Raw genomic sequence first — 22981 nt, 5'->3', positions numbered from 1 at the left:
CTAAGTCCAAAAAGTAAAGTAATGTTTTGGAAAACCCAAATTCTCGTGATTCCCTTGGTAATTAGTAAGAGGTAATTTGGTAAGTAAGTGAAAATTTAAATTGAGGAAAGTTGGAACCCTAGATAATTAAGTTATTCGGTAAGTTAGGTAAGTTTAATTGTTAAATGGCGTTCCCCATTAAGGAGAACCTAGGCTAAGCCTAGGTTCTTTAATTTTCTAATTCTCTTTTATCTACTAATCCGTTGAATAGCCCCCGGCTAACGCCAGTAATTTGAACAGCAAAACGGCCCCACCAATACTAAATCCTGACACCACAGAAATACCTACTAATACCATTCCAATTGTCTTAGAATTTAAATTATTATTCTTTTTCAAATCATGAATAAAGAAAAATCCTACCACGACGGATAAGAAGAAAAACAAGATAGAAAAGGTAATCAACGCCGTTCCAAAGCCTATTCGCTTCATAGAATTAAAGATCAACAAAATATTAAAACTAATAATTACAGTTAAAACCAGAGCTACCATATGTTCTTTTTTCATGGACAACCCCCCGGAAGCCTCAAAGACCTTCATGATTTTTACTTATTATACCATAATTGAATAAGTTCCCCATGAATTTCCCAAAGAAAATTACTTGTGCCTTAATTGCCCTTTACAAACCAAGAAAATTTTATGCTTTCCTGGTTTGCATAAATAGGCTGCCCCTTAGGGACAGCCTGTTGTAACATTACTTAATTTGTCCATCAACACCAATTACAACTTCCCTAACGGGTATCTCTTTTCCGGATAGCTGCAGTGCCTGTTTCAATATAGCAGATACTCCACCACAACAGGGAACTTCCATTCTGGCTACAACAATCGTTTTAATATGGTTTACTGTAAAAATCTGTGCCAGTTTTTCTACATAGCCCTGAATATTGTCTAGCTTCGGGCAGCAAATGGCAATTGCCCTGTTTTTTAGTAATTTATTCTGAAAATCTCCGTATGCTGCCATAACACAGTCTGCACTCAACAGCAGATTTGCATTCTGGAAATAGGGTGCATTTGGATCTAACAAATGTAATTGAATCGGCCACTGTCTTAAGTAGGAAGGTTGGTTTTCACTTTTTTGCCCTTCATCATCCTTCCCTTCTATAATCTTTGCTTGGGTGGATGGGCACCCACAGGAACTCCCTCCAGCATGGTTAGGATTGGGATTGGACTTAAGCTTTATATTAAATCTGGAAGAATCAAATTCTGCTGTTTCCTTTTCTACCAACCTTATGGCATCCACTGGACACTGCGGCAGGCACATACCCAGACCGTCACAATAGGATTCTGATACCAATTTAGCTTTTCCGTCAACTAATTGAATAGCACCCTGCATACAGGCATTCGTACAAAGTCCACAACCAATACATTTTTCCTGATCTATTTGAATTACGTTACGTTTCATCGTTAATATTCCTCCTTGCTATTATGTTCATTACTTGTTTGTATTATATAGCAAGCTTCGGAACTAAACTGTAACATATATCACTTTAAGAAAATTATTCAATATAAGAATATTAATTTTCCTGGGGTGTTAAGGGCCCGGGAAGATTACCAGACAGTTGGTTATCCTACGGAGTTTATTTAGAGGCTGGAACACGGGATTATTTGCTATCCTGTGTTGGGGTTAATCCAGAGAAATTGAAAGAAGAACGTAATAAAAGTAGGGTAACCGGCATCAAAATATATGCCGGTTACTTTCCATATGGTGTCTAAGCTACAATTTATAATTCATTTATGAATTTGCTAGAAAATATAACGTTCCCGTTGCATTCATTGTGGTGATACACAATCAGCCGGGGGCCGTTAAAATACCCACACCCTCTAACTATGGATGCATTAGCCGTGCAGCAGTGGGATATTACCTTTAACTATTTGTCACCTGGGGTTTCCTTGGAGAATGGATACAGCCGGATTTAGTAGATTAAACTTAATGTAAACGGTTGTTCCATTTGCATCACTTTCTATGTCTATGGTGGCATTATGACGGGCAGCTATACTGAAGCAGGTAGCTAAACCAAGACCCGTGCCCTTATCTTTGGTGGTAAGGAAGGGGGTACCCAGCTTTCCAAGAACCTCCGGAGGTATACCTGGTCCCTGATCCTTTACCGCCAGTACCACAACGTCATCAACTGAATAGGTTTGTACCGTTATGCAGCCGCCCTGGGACATGGCTTCTAATCCATTCCTAACCAAGTTTAGGATAATCTGCCGAATTTCCTTATCGTTCAGGAGTAAATCAGACACATCCGCAGTCTTTACTTCAATATTTTTATCCTGTTGCATGGCATCAGCCTGTAGTAAGGGTAATAGAGTTTGTATAATTGCGTTAAGGTTTTGCATTTTTTGTTCTTCTGGTTTATTTCGACCAATGGAGAGAAATTCAGTAATAATGGAATTGGCCCGGTCTAATTCTCCAATCATTAATTCATAATAATCTCTGTATTTAATGCAATCCTTTTTCTCCCTAAGCATTTGCAAAAAACCCCTAACAACAGTCAGTGGGTTACGTACCTCATGGCTGATACCGGCAGCCATTTTTCCAATCAGGTTCAGACGATCTAATCGAATCATTTCCTTTTCCATTTCTTTGGACTGGGTAATATCATAAATGAAAGCAATAAACATTTTAGGTAATTCTTGATCACCCCGGATGACAGATACAGATAGATGGCTCCAAACAGGTTTGCCATCCTTTCGTATATACCGTTGTTCCATTTGGTAGTGGTCATATTGCCCCGCTACCAACTTGTTAAAAAACAACATGCATTTTATATCATCTTCCGGGTGGCTAAAATCGTTGAAACCCTTGTTGCAGAGTTCTTCCTTCGTATAGCCAACCATTTTGGCAAAGGCTTGATTCGCTTCAATTATCCGACCGTCTTCCTCTACGATTATCATGCCAAGCAATGATTGTTCAAAAATGGCCCTGATCCTAGCCTCACTTATTCTTATTGATTCCTCCATTTGCTTCCTGTCAGTAATATCAAGTATGTATACAGATATTCCTTCCATACTAGGGTAGCCGTGAATTTCAATCCACTTACCAGGGTAAAAATCCTTTATTTCCAAATGTACAGGCATCCTTTGAGCAACAGCCCTGCTCAAGGCCTCGTAAATTTGCTCTTTAACAGGTCCTGCTACAAAACTATAAAAACTTTTGCCCAACAATTCGTTATGAGTAAGCATAAAAAGTTGTTCTGCCACTTTGTTTAAATAGGTAAATTTCCATTGATAATCCAGAGTAAAAAAAGCATTCGCAATACTATTAAGAATATTAATAAAACGGTTATGGGATCTGGCTATTTCCTTCTCCATTTTTTTACTGGCAGTAATATCACGACCCACAGCATAAAATACCGGAAGCCTAATGGAAGATGAGGCAGACCAAACAAACCATTTATGGGAACCATCTTTACAGATAAAGCGATTCTCAAGATCCCGTACTTCCATGCCCTTTTCTAAATTTTGGATTTGCATTAGGGTAAGTGCCCGGTCCTCAGGATGAACATAGAAGATAAAGGGTTTAGCCATTAGTTCTTCTTTAGTAAATCCCAGAGATTTTATAAAGGTTAAGTTCGCTCTTTTTATATATCCATCTAAACCGATTGTAGCGATGGCATCCTGCGAAAGGGAAAAGAAATGATAAATCTCATCTTCATTCTGTTTTTGTTCACTAATATCCCGAATCTGGACAATAAAATATAAGAAATTGCCCTGGGCATCGGAAACTCCAGAAACATTTATACTCGCCCATACCTCATGGCCCTGCTTGTGCAAATACCTTTTTTCCAGCTCATATTTATCCAGCTCACCCCTGTACAATTTCTCTAGGAAAAAAATATTGTTTTCTAAATCATCCGGATAAGTAATTTCCTGAAAGTACATGCTAAGCAACTCTTGCTCTGTATAACCCAGCAGTTTACATAGGGAAGGATTTACGGAAAGCAGACGCCCATCGGCAGCTGTCACAGCCATTCCGACACTGGCAAAATAAAAGGCATCGCCGATAACATTTCTTTGCTGTCGTTCAACCATATCGGTTTTTGAATCTGCCATCGTAATCATCCGTGACTCCAAATGTTCAAATCTCTTTAACATTTGCCCAAGGGTTTCCTTTAGGCCAGCTATTTGGCTAATTTCTCTTTTTATCTCCAATAATTCATTCGTTAGATTCTTTGTATCAATAAATCCTCACTCCCGGAACTTATAGTACAGGCTAATTAATTAGCTCTTTTACCTGCCATTTCTCAAACTTTGACAATTAATCGGGTATAATCCAAAGGCCTTGCAATAAACTCAACTCCCGGTTTAAGCGTTATACCTTTAGGCTCACCAATAATAAGAATTTTGGTGCGGGGCCAAATCCGTGTAATTTCATCCATTTGACTACTGCTATTTGTAGTGTTATCAATAACCAGAACCGTGGGGTCATACTGATTTGCCATACTTAATGCAGCGCTTAAATCGGGAGCGGATAAAGATCTTAGGGCAGCTGCTCGCAACGTTTGTACCGCAGGATAGCGAATAACTTCATCTCTCAAAACAATCATCACATCCAGAGGACAGGGTTGTCCTTCATTGGATGTCTGTATCGGTAGCAATACAGAAAAGAGTGCACCGCCATCAATCGCATTACCAGCTGTAATTCTGCCACCGTGATTGTGCACAATTGCCTGGGTAACTGACAGGGCAAGACCAGTACCTCGCTCTTTATTAGTAAAAAAAGGTTGAAATAGCTTTTCCATTACCTCCGGCGACAAACCAGGTCCGTTATCCTCTACCTCTATGGTAACCCAATCTTCCAGTCTGCTTAGTCTAATCATGACCTTGCCTCCGGTTTCCACAGCCTCTACAGCGTTTCGAATAAGCGTCATCATCACTTGGGTAAGCTGTCCTGAGTCTGCTAAGATAGATGGTACCGGCTGAAGGCTGGTACTTATCTCCACTTCCTTACCCAAGGCTTCCCCTTGAAATAGCGGTAGAAGCTCCACTAAAAAATTTAGTGGGTCTAGAGGAATAGGAGAAATTTCAGAAGGCCTCCCCAGGATAAGAAACTCATTTAATAACCGATTTACTCGATCCAGTTCCCGGGTGATCATATCGCTATAACTGGCTATCCTTTGTGGCTCTCTTCGTCGACCCATCAACTGGATTAACCCCTGGGACACCGTCACAGGATTTTTTAATTCCCGGGCCAAAGCCCCCACTAGGGAAGCAGTTGTTGCAAGCCTTTCAGCCTGACGCCCCGCCTCCTGCCAGCGATAATAATCCGTACGGTCATTAATCATAACTAGCCAACCACAAATCGTTTCCTTATCCCGTATAGGGTTAACTTGCCAATCAACCCAGCGGCTTTGCCCATTTAACTGCAATGGGCTCATATAGCCCTTAACCTGTTCAGCCGTTTTGACATTTATTGCTGTGACCCAAGGTCCTGCCAAATCATCCGCCATACATCCTAAAAGCGTTAAAGCTTTTATACCTAAAAGACGTTCCGCTGCCCCGTTAAGATAAGTAACCTGACCATGTTGGTCCACCAGCAGAATCCCGCTGCCTATGGCCCCCAGTACGCGGGTAAGCTGGGCTTGCAGCAATTGGAATAGGTGATCGATTTCAAATACCAAGATGCATTCCTGGGACAGTAATGGCAGAAGTGCCGTAGCCTGTTTTTTATCCGTCGGACATAGTACACCTAATTGTACCTGGGAACTGCCATTGCAAGCTTCCGTGACCACTGCATCCCCGACCGGTTGCCCCAAGTAGGAAGCAACAGCTTCTTCATCCCCCTTTACTAAAAGATCCTCCTCCGTACCATTCCGATACTTTAACCAACTGCCCTTTGCCTTCAGCAGAATCACCAAAGCACTTAATATAAGATCAAGGGCCCTTTCCACCGCATTTTGATCACCACGAAACAATGATAAAACAATATAATTCATTTGCCGCAAAGCTGAAAGCTCGATGGCCCTTTGGCCACCTTCTAAACCTTCCTGTAAGGTAATTTGAAAGCTGTTTAACAATTTGCTTGCGACGTTGGATCGTTCCAGCAAAGACGGCAGACCTTCTCCAGAACGACAGGGGCATTCACAGGCCACCACGGCTAAGCCGTCCCGAAGAGGCATGGCAACGACTGTTAAGCCCTGGCCCGTAAGAAATTCATGCTCATTTCTGTTATTTTTGGTCACCTGCCAAGCTAACATAATTTCGCCCGGGGTTAGGTCCGGGAAGGTTTGCTGGCAAACCGGACATTTATCCGGAACATGAACATACTGAGTCATACTAGCTGGTATAATTGAAAGATTCAATTGTAAACCGATGGCCGTACTTTCGATAAACTGTATCCAGCGCCGAGAATTTAATAAGGTTTTGGAACAAATTTGCATTTTCTTTATCCCCTTCACACTATGTCCGGGGCGTATCCCCTAGGGTAAAATTATCACCGATTAATCTTTCCCTTAATACGGTAGCATGGCTGCTGGATCAACGCCTTCGGAAAAGGTAATTAAAGAGGCTTCTTCATATTTATGTTTAGTAACCCATAAAGCTCTTTCTATAACCAACAGCATGACATGAATTTCAATGGCTTGAGATACTGATTGAAAGGTATCCTTGAGCATCGATTTGTATGTATCCAAAGTCTCTATACTCATATAGTTATTTGTCCCCCTAATTCCAATTTGTGACATTATAATAATATTAAAATGATATTCTACAAAAACAATTGTTTCCCCTTTTTGAACATAGTCTCTAATTTTAGTTTTGCAATGGAATATTAATTCATAACTATCCGGAAATTATACCCAAGTTCATTGGAACAATCGTCTAGTCGATCATTCCGCCTATTGATACAATACACTCAAACTCATCCTCTTGAACAGGAATCATATTGGTCTTAGAAATACGATAGATAGTTAAAGTATCAAATGGCAGCTTCCAATTGCTAGAAGCTGCCATTTACCCATCCCCTTCTGTTACGCCATCGTGTCAAGGGTACGGTTATTTTGCAGGGTTTTCTATTGCATCCTTTGCTATCAACCAATGTTGAATGATACTTAAATAGTCAAGCAAGTTGCTAAGAGCTTGCTTGACTATTTATTGTGTTAAGAAAACCTTACTATTAAATGTATTAACTTTATAATGTTGAATCCAATCTAACCTACACTTTCATACTTATATCTGTGACGGCATCGAGCATATTGTTTTCCTTTCCTCCGGGTCAAAGTCCGATAAATTATTAAAGAAGGGCCTGAATAATCTCCTCCGGCAACCTCTTCGGTTTCATGTTTGATCCCACACATGCCAATTTTACTTTACCTTCCACAAGGAGTTTTCCGTCAATAGCCCTAAGTACCTTTTGAGCAACGGTAATAGAGGATCTTCCAATTTCCAATAAGGCAGTTTCCACCTTTAGCAAATCGTCATGCAAAGCCGGAGCACGGTAACTAATCTCCAGGTGCACAACCGGAAAGACAAAACCACGCTGGGCCATTTCCGCAACCGAAAATCCCCTGTCACGAAGGTATTCCGTTCTTCCTCTTTCAAAATATTTCAGGTAATTTGAGTAGTAAACCACCCCGCCTGCATCAGTATCTTCGTAATAAACCCGAATTTCCATGGGAATCCCTCCTGTAGCTATAATCTTGGGACATTATTTCAATGAAATAATGTTTTACTCCTTCATTTTTTGATTCTTTTGTACGGCACAAATATAGCGGCATAATCAGAAAATTGATATAGTAGTGTTAAGCTTATAAAGAAATGGGATAATTTTATTAAATGGGGGTTTTACCAATGTTGGCGGAGTTTAAAATTATTAATCACCCCTTACGCCCCAGTGTTTGTACCAATCTTTGTTCTGTCTGTTACCGGGATAAAAAGAAAGAGAGCAATCGAATCGGTTGCTGTTCCTATGAACCGGAACTTTGTCTTTTTGATTTATTATTTTTATATCTCCATTACCCCTCTATCTATGAGTTTGTACTGAAAAAAGGACGGATAATCAAGGGATATAACGGAATCATGATAGAAATGAAGACAGGCTTAAACCGTTGTCCCTTTATTAGTGACACGGGTTGTGTCTTACCCAGGGATGCAATGACTCCCCTTTGTCGGCTATACATTTGCCGGGAAGCTGCCATTTGGGGACCGTCTATCATCGAAGAAAAATTTAATGAGTATTTTTCCAGCAAGGAATTTCAGTTAAATAATTTTTTAAATAGTAAGCTGACCTATGACAAGGGTTTTACTAGAATAAAACTTAACAGCTTTATAGAGAAATTTGCCCCGGCAATAAAAGCCATGATTGCAGAAATCGATACAACTAACCCACCAGTAGAAATTTTCAATAAAGAAATCGTGGTCAAGGATTTTGGCATACTTCCATAGTGTTATAAAATCTAAAAGCGTAACACCTAAAACAAAGGATGTTACGCTTTTCTCATTTAAAATATTTAACGTCTCATGCCTCTTAGTCTCTGTACCCGTTCTTCAATGGGTGGGTGGGTACTGAACATCCGTGCCAGGGAGTTCCCGGAAAGAGGGTTCGTGATAAATAAGTGGGAAGTCGCAGGGTTTACATTATTCATGGGCACCCGTTGAGCTGCAGATTCTAATTTTAATAGGGCATTGGCTAAACCGTCTGGTAAGCCGGCAATTTCTGCTCCGGTGGCATCTGCCGAGTATTCACGGGAGCGGGAAATGGCCATCTGGATGATCATAGCTGCGATGGGGAAGATAATGGCCATGATTAGGCCACCCACCATGCTGCCACCACCTTCTTCATCCTCACTGCGGCCCATGCCAAAGATGGCACCCCATTGTAGGGCACTACCCATCATACTGATGGCCCCGGCAAAGGCAGCGGCAATGGTGCCTATTAATATATCACGGTTTTTAATATGGGCTAGCTCATGGGCCAATACACCTTCTAACTCCTGGGGGTTCATTAGACGCAGGATTCCCTCGGTTACCGCCACTGCAGAGTTTTCGGGGTTGCGGCCAGTGGCAAAGGCATTGGGCTGATCGGAGGGTTGAATGTATATTCTTGGCATTGGTAAGCCGGCACGTTTGGATAACCGACGGATCATTTCATATAGTTCAGGTGCCTCAGCTTCGGAAACAGGGTAAGATTGGGTCATTTTAATGGCCATTTTATCGCTGTAAAAGTAGCCAAAGAAATTCATTGCCATGGCAATGAGAAAGAAAATCATTGCTCCACTGCTGCCACCAATGGCATTGCCCATCGTTACCATGATGATCGATAGTGCTCCCATTAAGAGCCAAACTTTTAAGGTATTCATTATATTCCTCCTCCCATCAAAATGACATCCTAAGCAAAAGCAGTACTAAAAGTCTTATAGATAAGGTGTCACTTCACTGAGATACAAAATCAACGACTGCATAAGAGTCATACTTCGCATCAATACCACCCGAGTAGCAACCACTCCTTGACCAGATTCTATATTATTAACGAGCGGCTGCAGCTCTGCCATTTGATTCTCCAGCAGTTTAAATTGTTGTTTGAGAAATTGGAGATCTAAACCATGTGGTTTGCCAATGACTCCTTGTAGGTTACTCGTCAGGTCACCAATACGACCTTTGATTTCATCCAGGGTGAGACGCTGGTTTTTCATACTTTCAATTAGTTTTAAAAGCAACAAACAATCTTCCGTATAATAACGGTAACCAGACTCAGCTCTTTCAGGCTTTAAAAGACCCAGGTTGGTGTAATAGTCGATGGTCCTCCGGCTAACTCCCGCCAATTCAGCCAGTTCCCCAATCTTAAATTTCTTCAACTCCCCAAATCTATCACCCCTCCATTATTATACAAGATTACCAATAAACTGTACAGTTATACGTTTTGGTAGCTTTTATCTAAAGTAATGTAATAATTGCCCAGATGGAACTGATTAAACCTCCTCCGATAAAGAAAAACAACCCCCTAAATTTATTGTCAATAGCATCAAATTTACGCTCCAACTTTTTGTCCAGGTTTTGAATTGCTTCTTTAAGTTCTTTTACTTCATCATTACTACGAATCGATTGCCTAAACATCCGACCATATAAATTATTTAAACGTTCAAGTTCTTTCTCTATGTTACGCTCCGGTCGTTCTTGATATTTAAGAGACATCGGCACCCCTCATTTCTTGATATATGCCAAAATATGTCATTGGCATAAAAAGGGTGAAAATTTGCTCTCTAAAATAAAAGCACAGGGGATGAGATTTCTCCAAGCCCACTGTGCTTTTATTAAATAACCCGTGCATAATTTATTTTTCTCTATTTCCCGTAACATGTTTAACCGATTGCATATAATGGGGTACTATCTATTCCTCCAGGATAATTCGATGGTCAACCAGTGCCATTTCTTTTATCTTTGCTTTTACTATCTTTCTTTGGCTAAAAATATTCTCTAAAAATAAGCCTTCTTTCGTTGGAACAATCTTATCTACTGATTCCAGCAATAGTTTCTCATGGCCATCTTTATCCACCAAGTAAACATTCGCTTCACACACAGCAATCACCCCTTTGTGCTCGAACAATCTCAATAGCATCATCAATATAATGGGGCAGTGGCTTGGTTTCAACCCCAGCCACAATTAAATTACATCTATTTAGGGGAATCAGCACCTTTTTAGCGGGACTTTCTGCTATTGCTTTAGCCATAAGTGGTGTAAGCTCACCAAGCAATGAATTTGCACATATGATGGCAACCGGCCCTATAATAATGTCTACCTTGGCAGCATTGATAACGATAGCATTTTCCCCGGTTGCCCCTTCATTGGCACCGGATTTAAGCATTAATGAAGTAGCCAAGGCGTTGGTACCCAATGCAATAATCTCAAGCCGCTCCCCAAAGACCTGCCTCAATTTGCTAACAACAGCCTTACCGATTCCCCCACCTTGCCCATCGATAACCGCAATACGCATTTGGTTCCTCCAATCATTAAACTTACCAACATATTATACTAAAAAACACAGGTAGTATGATTGGGTTTTTTATTCTATTTGTTCTTGGCGGAGCCACAGATTGGACAATTCTGAAGGGCAAGGGGCTCTTCTATGATGACTCATTTATTCCATCACTAAAGAAAAGTGCCTGAATCAATAGTATGACAAGCAATAGTCCACCTACAAGGTGAAAGCAAGGCATCCACCATATGCATAAAAAACTCCTTTATAAAAAAATCAAAATGACCCATAAAGGGTAGTTCGTCCCTTCATGGGTCTGTTGTTTGTTAGCTTGCCAACTCATAACAATAATTTTTCAGGGTAATGCAAAACCTTCATGGTTTTAATATACATTTGCTATATCAAAGCCAATTAATTTTATCAATTTGCCCGCCCAATACATATTACGGTAGTTTAGCCCTTGCTTTCATACTTGATCACTTGATCAATTAACTCCATAAACAAGGCAATGATTTCCTTTGAGGCCTTGGTTAATTCATTGACATAATCAAAGGCTAAATGGTGATCCCCTTTGCTATGGTGCTGGATAGCCATTAAACCACTCTGATGCACCATCCGGTGTGGTTCCTCAATTCTCTTAAATACATCCACCACCTGAGGGGGATACTTATTGATAGACATTTCACCTTCACCGTAGTACCAGCGGCCCAGCTTACACTGGTGGTGATCAGCCAGATCTTCGGCTTCTTTAATTTCCCCTTTTAGATGTGCCACCACTTTATTAATCCAAGTTGCATGGTCGACCACACGCTCGGCTAGAAATCCTGCTAAACCTGCCTGATCAAAACCCTTTTGTTGCTTGATCTCTTCCCAGATGGTATTGGTAATTCGATATGAAAAGTCTTTCTGATACTGGGCATCTTCGGCAATTTCCTCAGCAAATTTAGTGGCTTCAGCAATTTGATCCGCATTGGCTGAAATTTCCTCGGTAACAGCAGTTTGTTCTTCGGCTGCACCGCTTAAGTGCTCCAACAAACTACTTACAGTCTGGGTAGCTCTTTTAATTTCCCCAAAGGGTTCCGTCACAGACTTTGCGGAATAAATGCCTGCCTCCACTGAATTGCTGCTCTGTCCCATGGATGCCAGGGTATCGGTCATGCCTGTTTGGAGGTGGAACACCACATCCTTAATTTGTACCGCAGATTCCTTTGTCCGGTCTGCCAGACGCCGTATTTCCTCCGCCACCACAGCAAAGCCGCGCCCGCTGTCACCTGCCCTAGCGGCCTCAATGGAAGCATTTAAGGCCAACAGGTTGGTTTGCTCGGTTATTTCTGTTATTACTTCCACCGCTTCATCAATGGCCCGAACCCTGGCCTCCAGGTCCCTTACTGTTTGGGCCAACACGGACATGGACTGGCCTGCCTCCTCTAACATAACCACTGCTTGATTTAAAGATTGTTGACCAGTTTGCACAGCATCCTCTACTTTCAAATGTTCACCGTGACTATGCTGTGTGGTACTGGTTAACTCTTGGATCGATGCCGCCATTTGTTCTGAAGCCGCTGCCAGGGAATCAGTCTCACCGCCGATTACGGATACCCTATTCTGTGTTTTAAAGGCAGATAATTGATTATAAGTGGCAGAAAAATAGTTATAGGACAATATTTTTAGTATTGGTGCCATGTCCTTTATGGCACATTGCTGATTCTTTTCGCGGCCAAAAAGGGTTTTAAACAAAGGCATTTACCTCCATAATAGTACTCAGTTTAACTGTTCTAGAATTTTTATCTGTTTTTATTATGCCATTTGCAAATGCCATTTGTAAGCCATTTAGTCATTTAATTTATATTTTTTTAATTCTTTTTTAAGGAATCACATAAAACCTTGGGGCATAGGCTTCTCCCACACCAGATACCGGCCGGTGTTGTAACCGGTATTTCTTTGGCGTAAAGTAAAGACAAGGGAATCTGTACTCTGCTTTCCTATAGGCAGACTTCAGATCCCCTTGTCTTTTTCTATTAAAGATCCTTACGTTCAAAATGGTAAATCGCCAGGCCAAGACAGACCAGTAAATAAAGGCAGGCATATACCAGCATGGCATTGCTCGGTGGTACCGACACCCCAAAGGGACCCACCGAAAGGGAGGATAACGGATTCATATCACTGCCGGTAACCACCGTCAACAGTTTACGAAACAGTGCGTCACTGGGCATCACCAAACTGGTAGCAATTCCCAAGTTAACCAAATCCGCCTTATTAACGATACTGCCAATCTGCTCTAAAAAGCCTCCCACTGCACCCAGGCCAAAAAGTACAATTGAAACGATACCAGCTGTTAGGGTTCTTAACAGCGTACTGCATAGCAAGGCCACCCCCAACAGAATTAAGGGCTGCAGAGCAAAAATCAAAGCCCCGGCAATTCCCTTGGCAGTGGTCAAAAAACCCAGGGCAACGGGGTTAAAGTATTGGTTTAGCGCTAATAGACCTCCATATAGCACCAAAGCATAGACCGTTAACATCGAACCATAGCCTAAAAATTTGCCCAGTATAATATCCCTGCGTCGAATGGGCTTGGAAACAATGGCGTGCAGCAAGCCGCTTTCAATCTCCGAAGCAACAGAGCCTACACTGGCCAACAGGGCCAACAAGGCCAGTAAAAAGGAGCCAAAGTACAATCCTGCCCCCAATAGTTGCAGGCCAACCATTTGCTGTAGCATAAGCTGCGGGCCGTGGCCTGGACCCAGACCCCGCATTTCCTGGGCAGTGAAGTTAAGGGCCGCACCATAGAGCAGAAAGAAGGCCGTCGAAAGCAGTAGGGTAACCAGAAATACTTTTTTACGGGAACCTTCCCAAAAGGTTAAACGGGCAATTGTCAACACGTCGGGTACCTTCCTTCCTTAGTCCTTGGGCTGGCTGTCGGTTACAACCTCTAAAAAGAGTTTTTCCAGCGACTCGATCATAGGCGTTACTTCGTGGACTGCCGCCCCAGACTGTACCAGTCCGGTGACTAACTCTGGAACCTCTAGCTTTTCGGCACTGGCAAAGATAAGCTCCTGACCCCCTGCCAGATTCTGACTGGCTTGCTGGGAAATCAATTGCCAACCGGCACAACAAGCAGTAATCCTGTGCACCGGCATCGTACCAGCCAGCACCACTTTAACCCGGCGACCAGTGGTGATATCCCGCCAGTCCCCCTGGAAAATAAGACAACCTTCTTTGATAATGGCAACCTGATCACAGATTGTTTCCAGTTCACTCAAGAGATGACTGTTTAAAAAGATCGTTTTCCCCTGCCCCCTTAGGGTCACCAGCAAATCCCGTACCACTTTCCGGCCAATGGGGTCCAGGGCCGAGGTTGGTTCATCCAAAAAAAGCAGCTCTGGGTCTGGCAATAGGGCACAACCAAGACCAATGCGCTGCTGCATGCCCTTGCTGTAGCTGCCCACCCGTTTCCTGGCATGCTGGGTCAGTCCCACCATCTCCAGCACCAGCGGTATGCGTTGGACTGACTTTTTAGCAGGCAACCCAAAGAGTGAAGCGTGAAAACGAAGTAAATCATGACCCGTGAGCCAGTCATGATAACTGAAATTCTCCGGCAAAAAACCTACCTTCTGACGCACTGTGAAGTCATGTAAGGGACGACCCAGTAATTTGGCTTCGCCAGAGGTTGGTTGTAACAGCCCCATTAACATTTTGACCAGGGTACTTTTACCAGCACCATTTGGTCCCAGCAAACCAAATATAGACCCCCGGGGGACTGCCAGGGATATATCCCGGCAGCCCCCTTGGCCCTGGTAGGTCTTGGTTAATTCAATGGTTTCGATGGCTAACAAAAATGCCCCTCCGTTCCAGCGTTACTTCAAAGAACCGGCAATCCTAATAGCGGTATCCCGCTCCAGCAGACCATTTAAACCATAGATGATACCCTGGTCCACCCAGATCAAATTACTGTAGCCATGTTTGCTTTGGTTAAAGATGGCCGTAGTACCACCCAGGTCAATTTTCTCTGATCCTTCGTCTTCCGGCAGCACCAATGTATTTTGCCAGTCCTTAATACTGGCCAGTTGGGTTCTTAAATCATCGGGTAAGATGGGCAAAGCTAACAATGCTGCCCTTAAATCATTGGCATCCACTCCAGCCGGCACGGTAATTTCCGGGGTATTAAACTGAGTAAGGGTAAAACCACGCCCCTCATTCTGAACATATTTCAGTTGAATGCCAGCGGGCATCTCTATTTTAAAGGCCTCTGCATTCAGGTTCCCCGGCAGCAAAGTGGTAGAACCTAGCCCTTTTAACAGTAAGTTTGTCTGCGCCACATCCAGCCTAAATTCCGCCAGACCTTCTTGATTCACATCAACCGGCTCGGCCAAGGTGTAGCCAGCCGGTATAAAGGAGGGTTGCTTTAAATTAAAGGGTACTTTGGCCTGGGCCTCTGCCAGGGTTAATTTGGCTTGCACTGGTTGTTTAAGCACGACCACCTTACCAAATTGTTGTAAATCAATTTCCCCTACTTGGGACTCAAGGGATTTTGCCATTTGCTCCAGATCATTTGGTGTTATTTTAACCGTTTCAATTTTTTGCACTCGGAAAACCGAAAGAAAATCAGCCACTGCCAGTTTAACCGGTGTAAAGGTAAGTGCCCCGGTTAAAATTAATGCGGAGGCAGCCACTGCTGTCCATTTTCTCCATCCTTTGTTCATCCAAAAACCGCTCCTTACTTTTTCTTTTGGTTGTACACAAGCCTTAATAAGATGGTTATTAATTGCTTGGTCAGAAATACTTTGATTCATTTCATCTTGGTAGCTCATTAAACGATCAGCGGACCAATCGGCCAATTGGCTTAATTCTGTTAAGGTTTTCGAACAGTGGGTACACTCTGACAAATGCTCCTTTAAAGAAGCGGCTTCTTCAATTGAAAGCTCATCATCCAGGTAGGCCTGCCAGGTACCTTGCTCGGGACATTTCATGTAGTCACCCCCTAATTAGTTAACAAAAATCGTTGATAGGCTTGCCTAAATCGCTCCCTGGCCCGGGCCAAAAAGGTACCCACTGAGCCCTTACTAACATCTAAGGTGGCGGCAATTTCCTCATAGTTGTAGCCAGAGAATTTCATAAGTAAAACCATACGATCCCGGGGCTTAAGTTCTGCTAGGGCCTGTCTGATCAATTGAAGTTCTTCCCTATCCACTACTAACTGTTCCGCCGAGGGTACAACTAAGGAAAAGCCAACGGCTTCCTCTGCTTGACCGACTTTTTCCTCCCGCCGTCTTCGGTTACCTTCGCTCCTCAGGTGACTGTAGCAGAGGTTATTGGTAACCTTGGTCAACCAAGCAGAGGGGTTTTCAATTTCATCTAATCCTTGACGGTACAGTCGTAAAAAGGCCTCTTGGGCGGCATCTTCCGCGGCCCCAACATCTCCCAACATAAAAGCTGCCTGACGAACTAATTTAGGATACATTTCCTCATAAAGTTTTTGTAGTTGATCTGTCACTTGATCACCACAAATCCTAACAACTCCCCAGGTGAGAGCAGGTGAATTTACACGAATGGTACAACCCCCCTTATCCGCTGCGCAACAGATCTCTCATTTATAGTTCCATTATATAGACTCAGCGGCATGATAAAAGCTGACACCCTATTACTATATTCCTTTAAAAAAATAAAAACAATTATCACATTTTGGCATCCCCGTGAAACGAAAAAAGGAAGCACCGCTTGCTACTAAACAACGTAGTTTTGCGGCACTTCCTTATAATCATTTTTTACCTACTTCTTCCATAGCCACAGAAAGCATCAATTTGATGCGGTTTAGTTGGTTTACCTCACTTGCGCCCGGGTCATAGTCGATGGGGGCAATATTGGCTGCAGGGTAAGCCCTGCGCAGTTCTTTGATCATGCCTTTGCCTGTGATATGGTTGGGTAAGCAGGCAAAGGGTTGTAAACAAACGATATTATTGACGCCGCTTTGGATCAGCTCAACCATCTCACCGGTTAAGAACCAGCCCTCGCCAGTTTGGTTGCACAGTGACAGGTGTTTGGCTGCACCATGGGCAATCTCCTCGATGGACTTAGGTGCTTCAAAGCGTTTGCTGGCCTGGAGGGCTTTTTTCATATCTGTCCGGTAGGATTCAATGACCTTCACAGAAAACATACCAGAAAGCGCCTTTCCCAGGGTGCCGGAAAGCTCCTGATATTTGATCTTATTATCAAAGGAGCAATATAAAAAGAAATCAATCAGGTCTGGTACCACGGCCTCGGCACCCTCTGCCTCCAATAGTTCCACAATGTTATTGTTGGCAGTGGGGTGGAATTTAACCAGTATTTCTCCTACCACACCGACTCTGGGCTTTACTGCATCCTCATGAATTGGCAGGTTATCAAAATCCTTAACCATCTGATAAATATTTCTCTTAAACTCTTTTCTGCCGCCATCCTTCAGGGCCTGTTGACACTTGGCTACCCACTTCTCATATAGACGGTTGGCAGAACCTGCTACCTTTTCGTAGGGTCGCACTCGGTAAAGTATCCTCATAAGAAGGTCACCATATACCAAGCCCATCATTAAATTATTAAAAATAGGCAAGGTCACCTTAAAACCAGGATTTTTCTCCAAGCCTGAGGAAAGGGAAATAACCGGTACCTGTGCCATGCCCCCATCCCTTAGGGCCTTGCGGATCACAGCAATATAGTTTGTGGCCCGGCAACCACCACCCGTTTGGGATATGATCACAGAGGTATTCTTTAAGTCGTATTTGCCAGACTTCAATGCCCTCATTAATTGACCAACCACAATGATGGTTGGGTAACAAGCATCATTATGCACATAACGTAATCCTTCATCAATGGCTGACTTATCCACGGAGGGAAGAATCTCAATTTTATAGCCCGCCTTTTCAAAACCAACCTTTAAAAATTGGAAATGAATGGGTGACATCTGTGGTGCTAAAATTGTATGGGTTTGCTTCATTTCCTCGGTAAAAATGACCCTGGCGGGGTAATTAAATAATTTTGTGGGTGTAAAATCCCTTTTATCCCTTTCTTTAATGGCAGCAATCAAGGACCTTATCCGAATTCTGGCAGCCCCCAGGTTGTTTATCTCATCAATCTTCAGCACGGTATAAATCTTACCATAGGCTGCTAAAATTTCTTGAACTTGATCGGTGGTCACAGCATCTAAACCACAGCCAAAGGAGTTCAATTGAATCAATTCTAGGTTTTTCTGCCGGGCCACATAGGTGGCTGCAGCATACATCCTGGAATGATATACCCACTGGTCTACAACCCGCAGGGGCCTTTCAATCCTGGCTAAGTGTCTGATGGCATCCTCAGCTAAAACTGCAAAACCATAAGACTTAAGCATCTCTGGAATGCCGTGATTGATTTCTGGGTCGATATGGTAAGGCCTGCCAGCAAGGACAATGCCCTTGATCTGATGTTCCTCAAGATAGGCCAGGGTTTCTTCCCCTTTTTTTCTTACCTCTTCCTTATAGCGAGCCAACTCCTCATAGGCCATTTTAGTGGCAGCGGCAATTTCCCGCTTGGCAATACCTTCCGGTGCCAGCTCCTTAACTAACCGTTTTACCATTCTGCCAGGTATATCAATAGGCAGAAATGGGTAGTAAAAGGTTACATGATCATCTTTCAGGATGTCCATATTGGCATTAATGGTTTCCGGGTAAGAGGTAACAATGGGGCAATTATATCTGTTCTCTGCCTCTTGATCCTCTGGTATGTTATAAGGAAGACAGGGATAAAAAATTTTATTAACACCTTTGTTGATTAAATCCACAATATGCCCATGCACCAGTTTAGCCGGGTAACAGGCTGATTCTGAGGGTATGGTTTCCATGCCCAATTCATATATTCCCTTGCTGGAGCGTCCTGAAATAATCACCCGATACCCTAGTTGATTAAAAAAAGTGAACCAGAAGGGATAGTCCTCATACATGTTAAGTACCCTGGGCAGTCCAATGGTGCCTCTGGTTGCTTCCTGCTCCGATAAGGGTTTGTAGCGAAATACTCGTTTATATTTATATTCATAGAGGTTGGGAATGTCATTGTGGACCTTTTCTTTCCCTGCACCCCTTTCACAGCGGTTGCCGGAATAAAACTCCTGCCCATTGGAAAAGTGTTTAATGGTCACAAGACAGTTATTGCCACAGAAGCTACAACGCTTCAAGGATGTCTCGGTGCTAAAACTTTCCAGCTCTTCACCTTGGAGCAGGCTGGTTTGGCAGCCAATTGCATAGCGTTCCCGGGCAATTAAGGCTGCCCCAAAGGCACCCATGATGCCAGCAATATCAGGCCGCACAACTTCCTTGTTGATAATCCTCTCCAGGGCCCGCAATACCGTATCGTTGTAGAAGGTACCTCCTTGCACAACAACTTTTTCACCTAAATCCTCGGCACTTCTTAATCGAATCACTTTAAATAGGGCGTTTTTAATGACCGAGAGGGAAATTCCCGCTGAAATATCGCTGATCTCTGCCCCTTCCTTTTGGGCTTGTTTTACCTTTGAGTTCATAAATACCGTACACCGGGTACCCAGATCCACTGGATTTTTTGAGCCAATGCCGAGACTGGCAAATTCTCTTATATCCATATTTAATGAATTGGCAAAGGTTTCAATAAAAGAGCCGCAGCCCGAGGAACAGGCTTCATTCAACATGATTGAATCAATGGCACCATCTCGGATAACCAGGCTTTTCATATCCTGCCCGCCAATATCCAACACAAAGTCAACACCTGACAGGAAAAAGTCAGCGGCCTTGTAGTGAGCCACGGTTTCAATTTCGCCAATATCTATTTTAAGTGCTGCTTTAATTAAATGTTCCCCATAGCCGGTAACCGCAGAACTTACTATTTGGATATTTTCATTGAGCCTGCTATATAAATCCCTTAAAGCTTCAATGGTGGATTCTAAGGGATTGCCATTATTGCTGCCGTAGTGAGAATAGAGCAATCCTCCCTCTTCACTGATCAAAGCCACCTTTGTTGTGGTGGACCCGGCATCAATACCCAGGTAAGCATTGCCCTGGTAGCTCCCAATATCTACTCTTTTTACCCTGTGCTGAGAGTGACGTGCGATAAATTCTTGATATTCTTGCTCATTGGCAAATAAGGGCTCTACCGTTTCCTCTTCTTCGGGGTTCATTTTCCAGATCACTGGAGCCTTTTCCTGCAGGCAGTCAAAGGGCAGGGGTTCTGCCTCCCGGGAAGACAGGGCAGCTCCCAGGGCCACAAAGAAATGGGAGTTGTCGGGGAAAATAACATTGTTCTTTTCTAATTTTAAGGTTTCAACAAATCGTTTTCTTAATTCTGACATAAAATGCAGCGGGCCACCCAAAAGGGCAACCCTACCACGGATTGGCCTGCCCTGGGCCAGGCCACCAATGGTTTGATTGACCACAGCTTGTAAAACAGATGCAGCAATGTCTTCCTTAGCTGCACCTTCATTTAGCAGGGGTTGAATATCTGTCTTGGCAAACACACCACACCTTGATGCAATGGGGTAAATGCTTTTATGATTTTTGGCCAGTTCGTTAAGTCCTGACGCATCTGTCTGCAGCAAGGCTGCCATTTGATCAATAAAGGCTCCCGTACCACCGGCACAGGTTCCATTCATTCTTTGCTCAATTGATTCACCAAAATAGGTTACTTTGGCATCCTCACCACCCAGTTCGATGGCTGAATCCGTATTGGGTATGACACTTTTAATAGCATGGGCACAGGCGATTACCTCCTGGATAAAGGGTACTTCTAACTTTTTGGAAAAGTTAAACCCACCTGACCCTGTAACCATTACAGTTAACAAATTTCTTTGCATGATTGATTTGGCATCATCAAATAAAGAAGTAACGGTATTTTTGATATCAGAAAAATGCCTTAAATATTTTTTATAGACAACCTTGTTATTCTTGTCCAAAATAACCATTTTCACGGTAGTAGAGCCAATATCAAGTCCAACATTTAAAACTCTACTCATATCAATTCCCCCAAAGCTCATCGTAATTGTTAGCGCAAATAAACTATGGGTATTAATCGTTACCCCTTAATTTAGAACATATTAGGCCCGTTCATACTTTAGCCCAATCTCTACTTATGATCGTATCAAAAAAAACGAACCCTTTCTAGTTATTGTACTTCATTTTGTAATTAACATAAATCGAAAAATATAATTTATTTATTTGTCAGGGCAGCGGAACGAGTGAGTCAGGGAACGGTCAAGACCGTTCCCTGACTTGCATATTAGAATTTTTTATTTTGCGACATGTAAAAAAGAGTAGTTAAGGACGAATGCCTTCACTACTCCCTTTATAATACGCTGGAATTCTGGTTATACCTGCATGCCCAACCGAGGGAAAAGAATGTTATTCTCCAAGTGAATGTGCTGAAAGAGGTCGGATTCCAATTCTTCAAGCTTTTGATAGGTTAAGCGAAAGGTGGTGCAGGCATCTTCGGGGCTAACATATTGCTCAGTAATGCTCCGAATTTCTTTAAGAATATCTCCGGCTGCGGTATGCTCGTTCTCAATGTCCAGGATGGTTTCACGAATCTTTGGCAAAAGAGAGTCAGCGGGATTTTTTTCATATTCTTTAATCATGGGGAAAAGAATCTCTTCCTCTTTAATCAGGTGCTGCTCCAAATCCATCTTTAAACTATGAAAAAGTTTGTGTACCTTCGATAGCACAGCCCCATGATGAGCGCCATGGACCCGTAATATTTTGGTGACATTTTCACTCAAGCGGGGCAGTTCCTGGTTGAGGTATGCGTGATGGGTGTTCACAATATGATCAATAAGTTCACTATATGAACTCTGCTGCCAATCCTTGGCGGTGTCCTGCTTGACAGACTCTGCTTCTTGATAGGCTTTCCCAAGGGCTGCTAAAATTTCACCTTCGTTGAGATTTTGTTCTTGGATGGCAGCGGCGAGGGGTCTTTGGCCACCGCAGCAAAAATCGATATTATATCGTTTGAAGATTTCACTGGCTTTCGGCAGCTTGCTTACTATGTCGCCTAACTTATCGGATGCCGTGAATACGGTTTTCATTTTTGTACCTCCTAACTATTCTGGAAACTTGTGACCGGTGCTAGGGCTTGCTCGCTTGTAAGATTATCTTAGCTTTGAAGGACTTTGCTGCGATAAGAGCCAGGCACCTAAATCGATGGCCCTTGGGTCATTAAGCCATCCGCTATGTCATCCTGAGCGTTAGCGAAGGGTCTTTTAACTATTGAAAGGTTAGACCCACGATCCTTCGCTGTCGCTCAGGATGACTCAAAGTTCTCACTAACATCATGCACAAAATTGCTTTTACTGTGATCTCGGGACTATCATTGGGAATTAAGGTTGTTTTTATACTGTTTTACCACGATATTTCAACAGACGCATGGCGTTGAGAATAACTAGCAATAATCCAATTTCTAATTTCAGCTCTACTGGGCACTCGTCCACTAACTAACACTTGATCGTTAATGACAAGTCCTGGCAAGGCAAATACCCCATATTGCACCAACTGTTCCACATCTACTACCTTACCCACCGCTGCAGGCACGTTTAATTCTGATAGTACATCAATCACCGTTTGCTCAAGACCCAAACATACCTTGCAACCGTCAGCACCTACTATTTTAATATCCATTGATCACGTCACCTTTCTCTAAAATTCTTTATTCTTGTTATTACTAAAAGTACAATATTTCCAATCAAGAAACATTGATCCAAATCAAAAAAGAGAGGTTTTCCTCTCTTTTTTCTGGACTTATATCTAGTTGATTAATCCATCAAGTTTAACTTGATCAAGAATAATAATATTTTTTTGCCCCTCAATGAAGATAATTCCTTCAGATTGCAATCCGCCCACCCCCATCCCCCTGATAAAGAATAATTTTAATTAGGGCTTGCTGAACTGAACCTAATTTCAGTAAAAATAGAAACCGCCATAATGTTGGTTAACCAAAAGTAGGATTACACCTAAATAGATGTCGCAGAAAAAAGGACAAAAAGATACGGAGCCTGTGCTCCAAGTTCATCA

General features: G+C 42.7%; 21 protein-coding genes. 1 reads left to right on the top strand and 20 read right to left on the bottom strand.

Annotated elements, in window-relative coordinates; translation table 11 throughout:
• Window positions 1-234: 234 nt before the first annotated feature.
• The 7 genes from AC1U9Z_RS11585 to ybgC all read right to left on the bottom strand — a co-directional run bounded on the left by AC1U9Z_RS11585 (window position 235) and on the right by ybgC (window position 7651).
• Window positions 235-543, bottom strand: coding sequence for a hypothetical protein (locus AC1U9Z_RS11585; RefSeq protein ID WP_333531925.1), 309 nt, complete (start codon window positions 541-543; stop codon window positions 235-237).
• A 187-nt stretch (window positions 544-730) separates the two neighbouring features.
• Window positions 731-1438 (bottom strand): ATP-binding protein, encoded by a 708-nt coding sequence (locus tag AC1U9Z_RS11580; protein ID WP_333531926.1) that lies wholly within the window; start codon window positions 1436-1438, stop codon window positions 731-733.
• 473 nt (window positions 1439-1911) lie between these two features.
• Complete coding sequence (locus AC1U9Z_RS11575; protein WP_333531927.1) at window positions 1912-4092, bottom strand: PAS domain S-box protein; 2181 nt, start codon at window positions 4090-4092, stop codon at window positions 1912-1914.
• 191 nt (window positions 4093-4283) lie between these two features.
• A complete protein-coding gene (locus AC1U9Z_RS11570; RefSeq protein ID WP_333531928.1) occupies window positions 4284-6419 on the bottom strand; it encodes a two-component system sensor histidine kinase NtrB in 2136 nt (711 codons plus the stop codon).
• A 72-nt stretch (window positions 6420-6491) separates the two neighbouring features.
• Window positions 6492-6686, bottom strand: a complete 195-nt coding sequence (locus AC1U9Z_RS11565; protein WP_333531929.1) for a hypothetical protein — start codon at window positions 6684-6686, stop codon at window positions 6492-6494.
• Between the two features lie 172 nt (window positions 6687-6858).
• The gene (locus AC1U9Z_RS11560; RefSeq protein ID WP_333531930.1) at window positions 6859-6990 is read right to left on the bottom strand and encodes a hypothetical protein; all 132 of its coding nucleotides are present in this window, start codon (window positions 6988-6990) and stop codon (window positions 6859-6861) included.
• Between the two features lie 280 nt (window positions 6991-7270).
• Window positions 7271-7651, bottom strand: a complete 381-nt coding sequence (gene ybgC, locus AC1U9Z_RS11555) for a tol-pal system-associated acyl-CoA thioesterase (RefSeq protein ID WP_333531931.1) — start codon at window positions 7649-7651, stop codon at window positions 7271-7273.
• A 176-nt stretch (window positions 7652-7827) separates the two neighbouring features.
• On the opposite strand from ybgC, the gene AC1U9Z_RS11550 reads away from it, so the two are divergent.
• Window positions 7828-8421: a hypothetical protein gene (locus tag AC1U9Z_RS11550; protein WP_479957482.1), complete on the top strand. Its 594-nt coding sequence runs from the start codon at window positions 7828-7830 to the stop codon at window positions 8419-8421.
• A gap of 65 nt (window positions 8422-8486) precedes the next feature.
• Here the strand turns inward: AC1U9Z_RS11550 and AC1U9Z_RS11545 are convergent, their stop codons facing one another.
• The 13 genes from AC1U9Z_RS11545 to AC1U9Z_RS11485 form a co-directional block, all read right to left on the bottom strand.
• Window positions 8487-9335: a zinc metalloprotease HtpX gene (locus AC1U9Z_RS11545; RefSeq protein WP_333531933.1), complete on the bottom strand. Its 849-nt coding sequence runs from the start codon at window positions 9333-9335 to the stop codon at window positions 8487-8489.
• A gap of 54 nt (window positions 9336-9389) precedes the next feature.
• On the bottom strand, window positions 9390-9830 hold the full coding sequence (locus AC1U9Z_RS11540) for a MerR family transcriptional regulator (RefSeq protein WP_333531934.1): 441 nt from the start codon (window positions 9828-9830) through the stop codon (window positions 9390-9392).
• Between the two features lie 79 nt (window positions 9831-9909).
• Entirely contained in the window at window positions 9910-10167 is a 258-nt protein-coding gene (locus AC1U9Z_RS11535) for a hypothetical protein (protein ID WP_333531935.1), read from the bottom strand.
• Window positions 10168-10363: 196 nt separating this feature from the next.
• Window positions 10364-10552 (bottom strand): CooT family nickel-binding protein, encoded by a 189-nt coding sequence (locus AC1U9Z_RS11530; RefSeq protein WP_333531936.1) that lies wholly within the window; start codon window positions 10550-10552, stop codon window positions 10364-10366.
• Complete coding sequence (locus AC1U9Z_RS11525) at window positions 10545-10967, bottom strand: DUF3842 family protein (RefSeq protein WP_333531937.1); 423 nt, start codon at window positions 10965-10967, stop codon at window positions 10545-10547. Before AC1U9Z_RS11525 ends, AC1U9Z_RS11530 begins: the two co-directional genes overlap by 8 nt.
• A 435-nt stretch (window positions 10968-11402) precedes the next feature.
• The gene (locus tag AC1U9Z_RS11520) at window positions 11403-12686 is read right to left on the bottom strand and encodes a methyl-accepting chemotaxis protein (protein WP_333531938.1); all 1284 of its coding nucleotides are present in this window, start codon (window positions 12684-12686) and stop codon (window positions 11403-11405) included.
• A 281-nt stretch (window positions 12687-12967) separates the two neighbouring features.
• Window positions 12968-13828, bottom strand: coding sequence for an ABC transporter permease (locus AC1U9Z_RS11515; RefSeq protein ID WP_333531939.1), 861 nt, complete (start codon window positions 13826-13828; stop codon window positions 12968-12970).
• Window positions 13829-13846: 18 nt separating this feature from the next.
• A complete protein-coding gene (locus tag AC1U9Z_RS11510; RefSeq protein ID WP_333531940.1) occupies window positions 13847-14782 on the bottom strand; it encodes an ABC transporter ATP-binding protein in 936 nt (311 codons plus the stop codon).
• A gap of 21 nt (window positions 14783-14803) precedes the next feature.
• Window positions 14804-15916 (bottom strand): zf-HC2 domain-containing protein, encoded by a 1113-nt coding sequence (locus AC1U9Z_RS11505; RefSeq protein WP_333531941.1) that lies wholly within the window; start codon window positions 15914-15916, stop codon window positions 14804-14806.
• A gap of 11 nt (window positions 15917-15927) precedes the next feature.
• Window positions 15928-16440, bottom strand: a complete 513-nt coding sequence (locus AC1U9Z_RS11500) for an RNA polymerase sigma factor SigX (RefSeq protein WP_333531942.1) — start codon at window positions 16438-16440, stop codon at window positions 15928-15930.
• Between the two features lie 264 nt (window positions 16441-16704).
• Window positions 16705-20934, bottom strand: a complete 4230-nt coding sequence (locus AC1U9Z_RS11495; protein ID WP_333531943.1) for an acyl-CoA dehydratase activase-related protein — start codon at window positions 20932-20934, stop codon at window positions 16705-16707.
• A 351-nt stretch (window positions 20935-21285) separates the two neighbouring features.
• Window positions 21286-21999, bottom strand: a complete 714-nt coding sequence (gene ric, locus AC1U9Z_RS11490; protein ID WP_333531944.1) for an iron-sulfur cluster repair di-iron protein — start codon at window positions 21997-21999, stop codon at window positions 21286-21288.
• Window positions 22000-22312: 313 nt separating this feature from the next.
• Window positions 22313-22588 (bottom strand): thioredoxin family protein, encoded by a 276-nt coding sequence (locus AC1U9Z_RS11485; protein ID WP_333531945.1) that lies wholly within the window; start codon window positions 22586-22588, stop codon window positions 22313-22315.
• Between the last annotated feature and the right edge of the window lie 393 nt (window positions 22589-22981).

The organism is Desulfotomaculum sp. (genome assembly GCF_982386235.1).
Note: the sequence above shows the minus strand (reverse complement) of the source record. Positions and strands in the feature narration are given on the sequence as shown.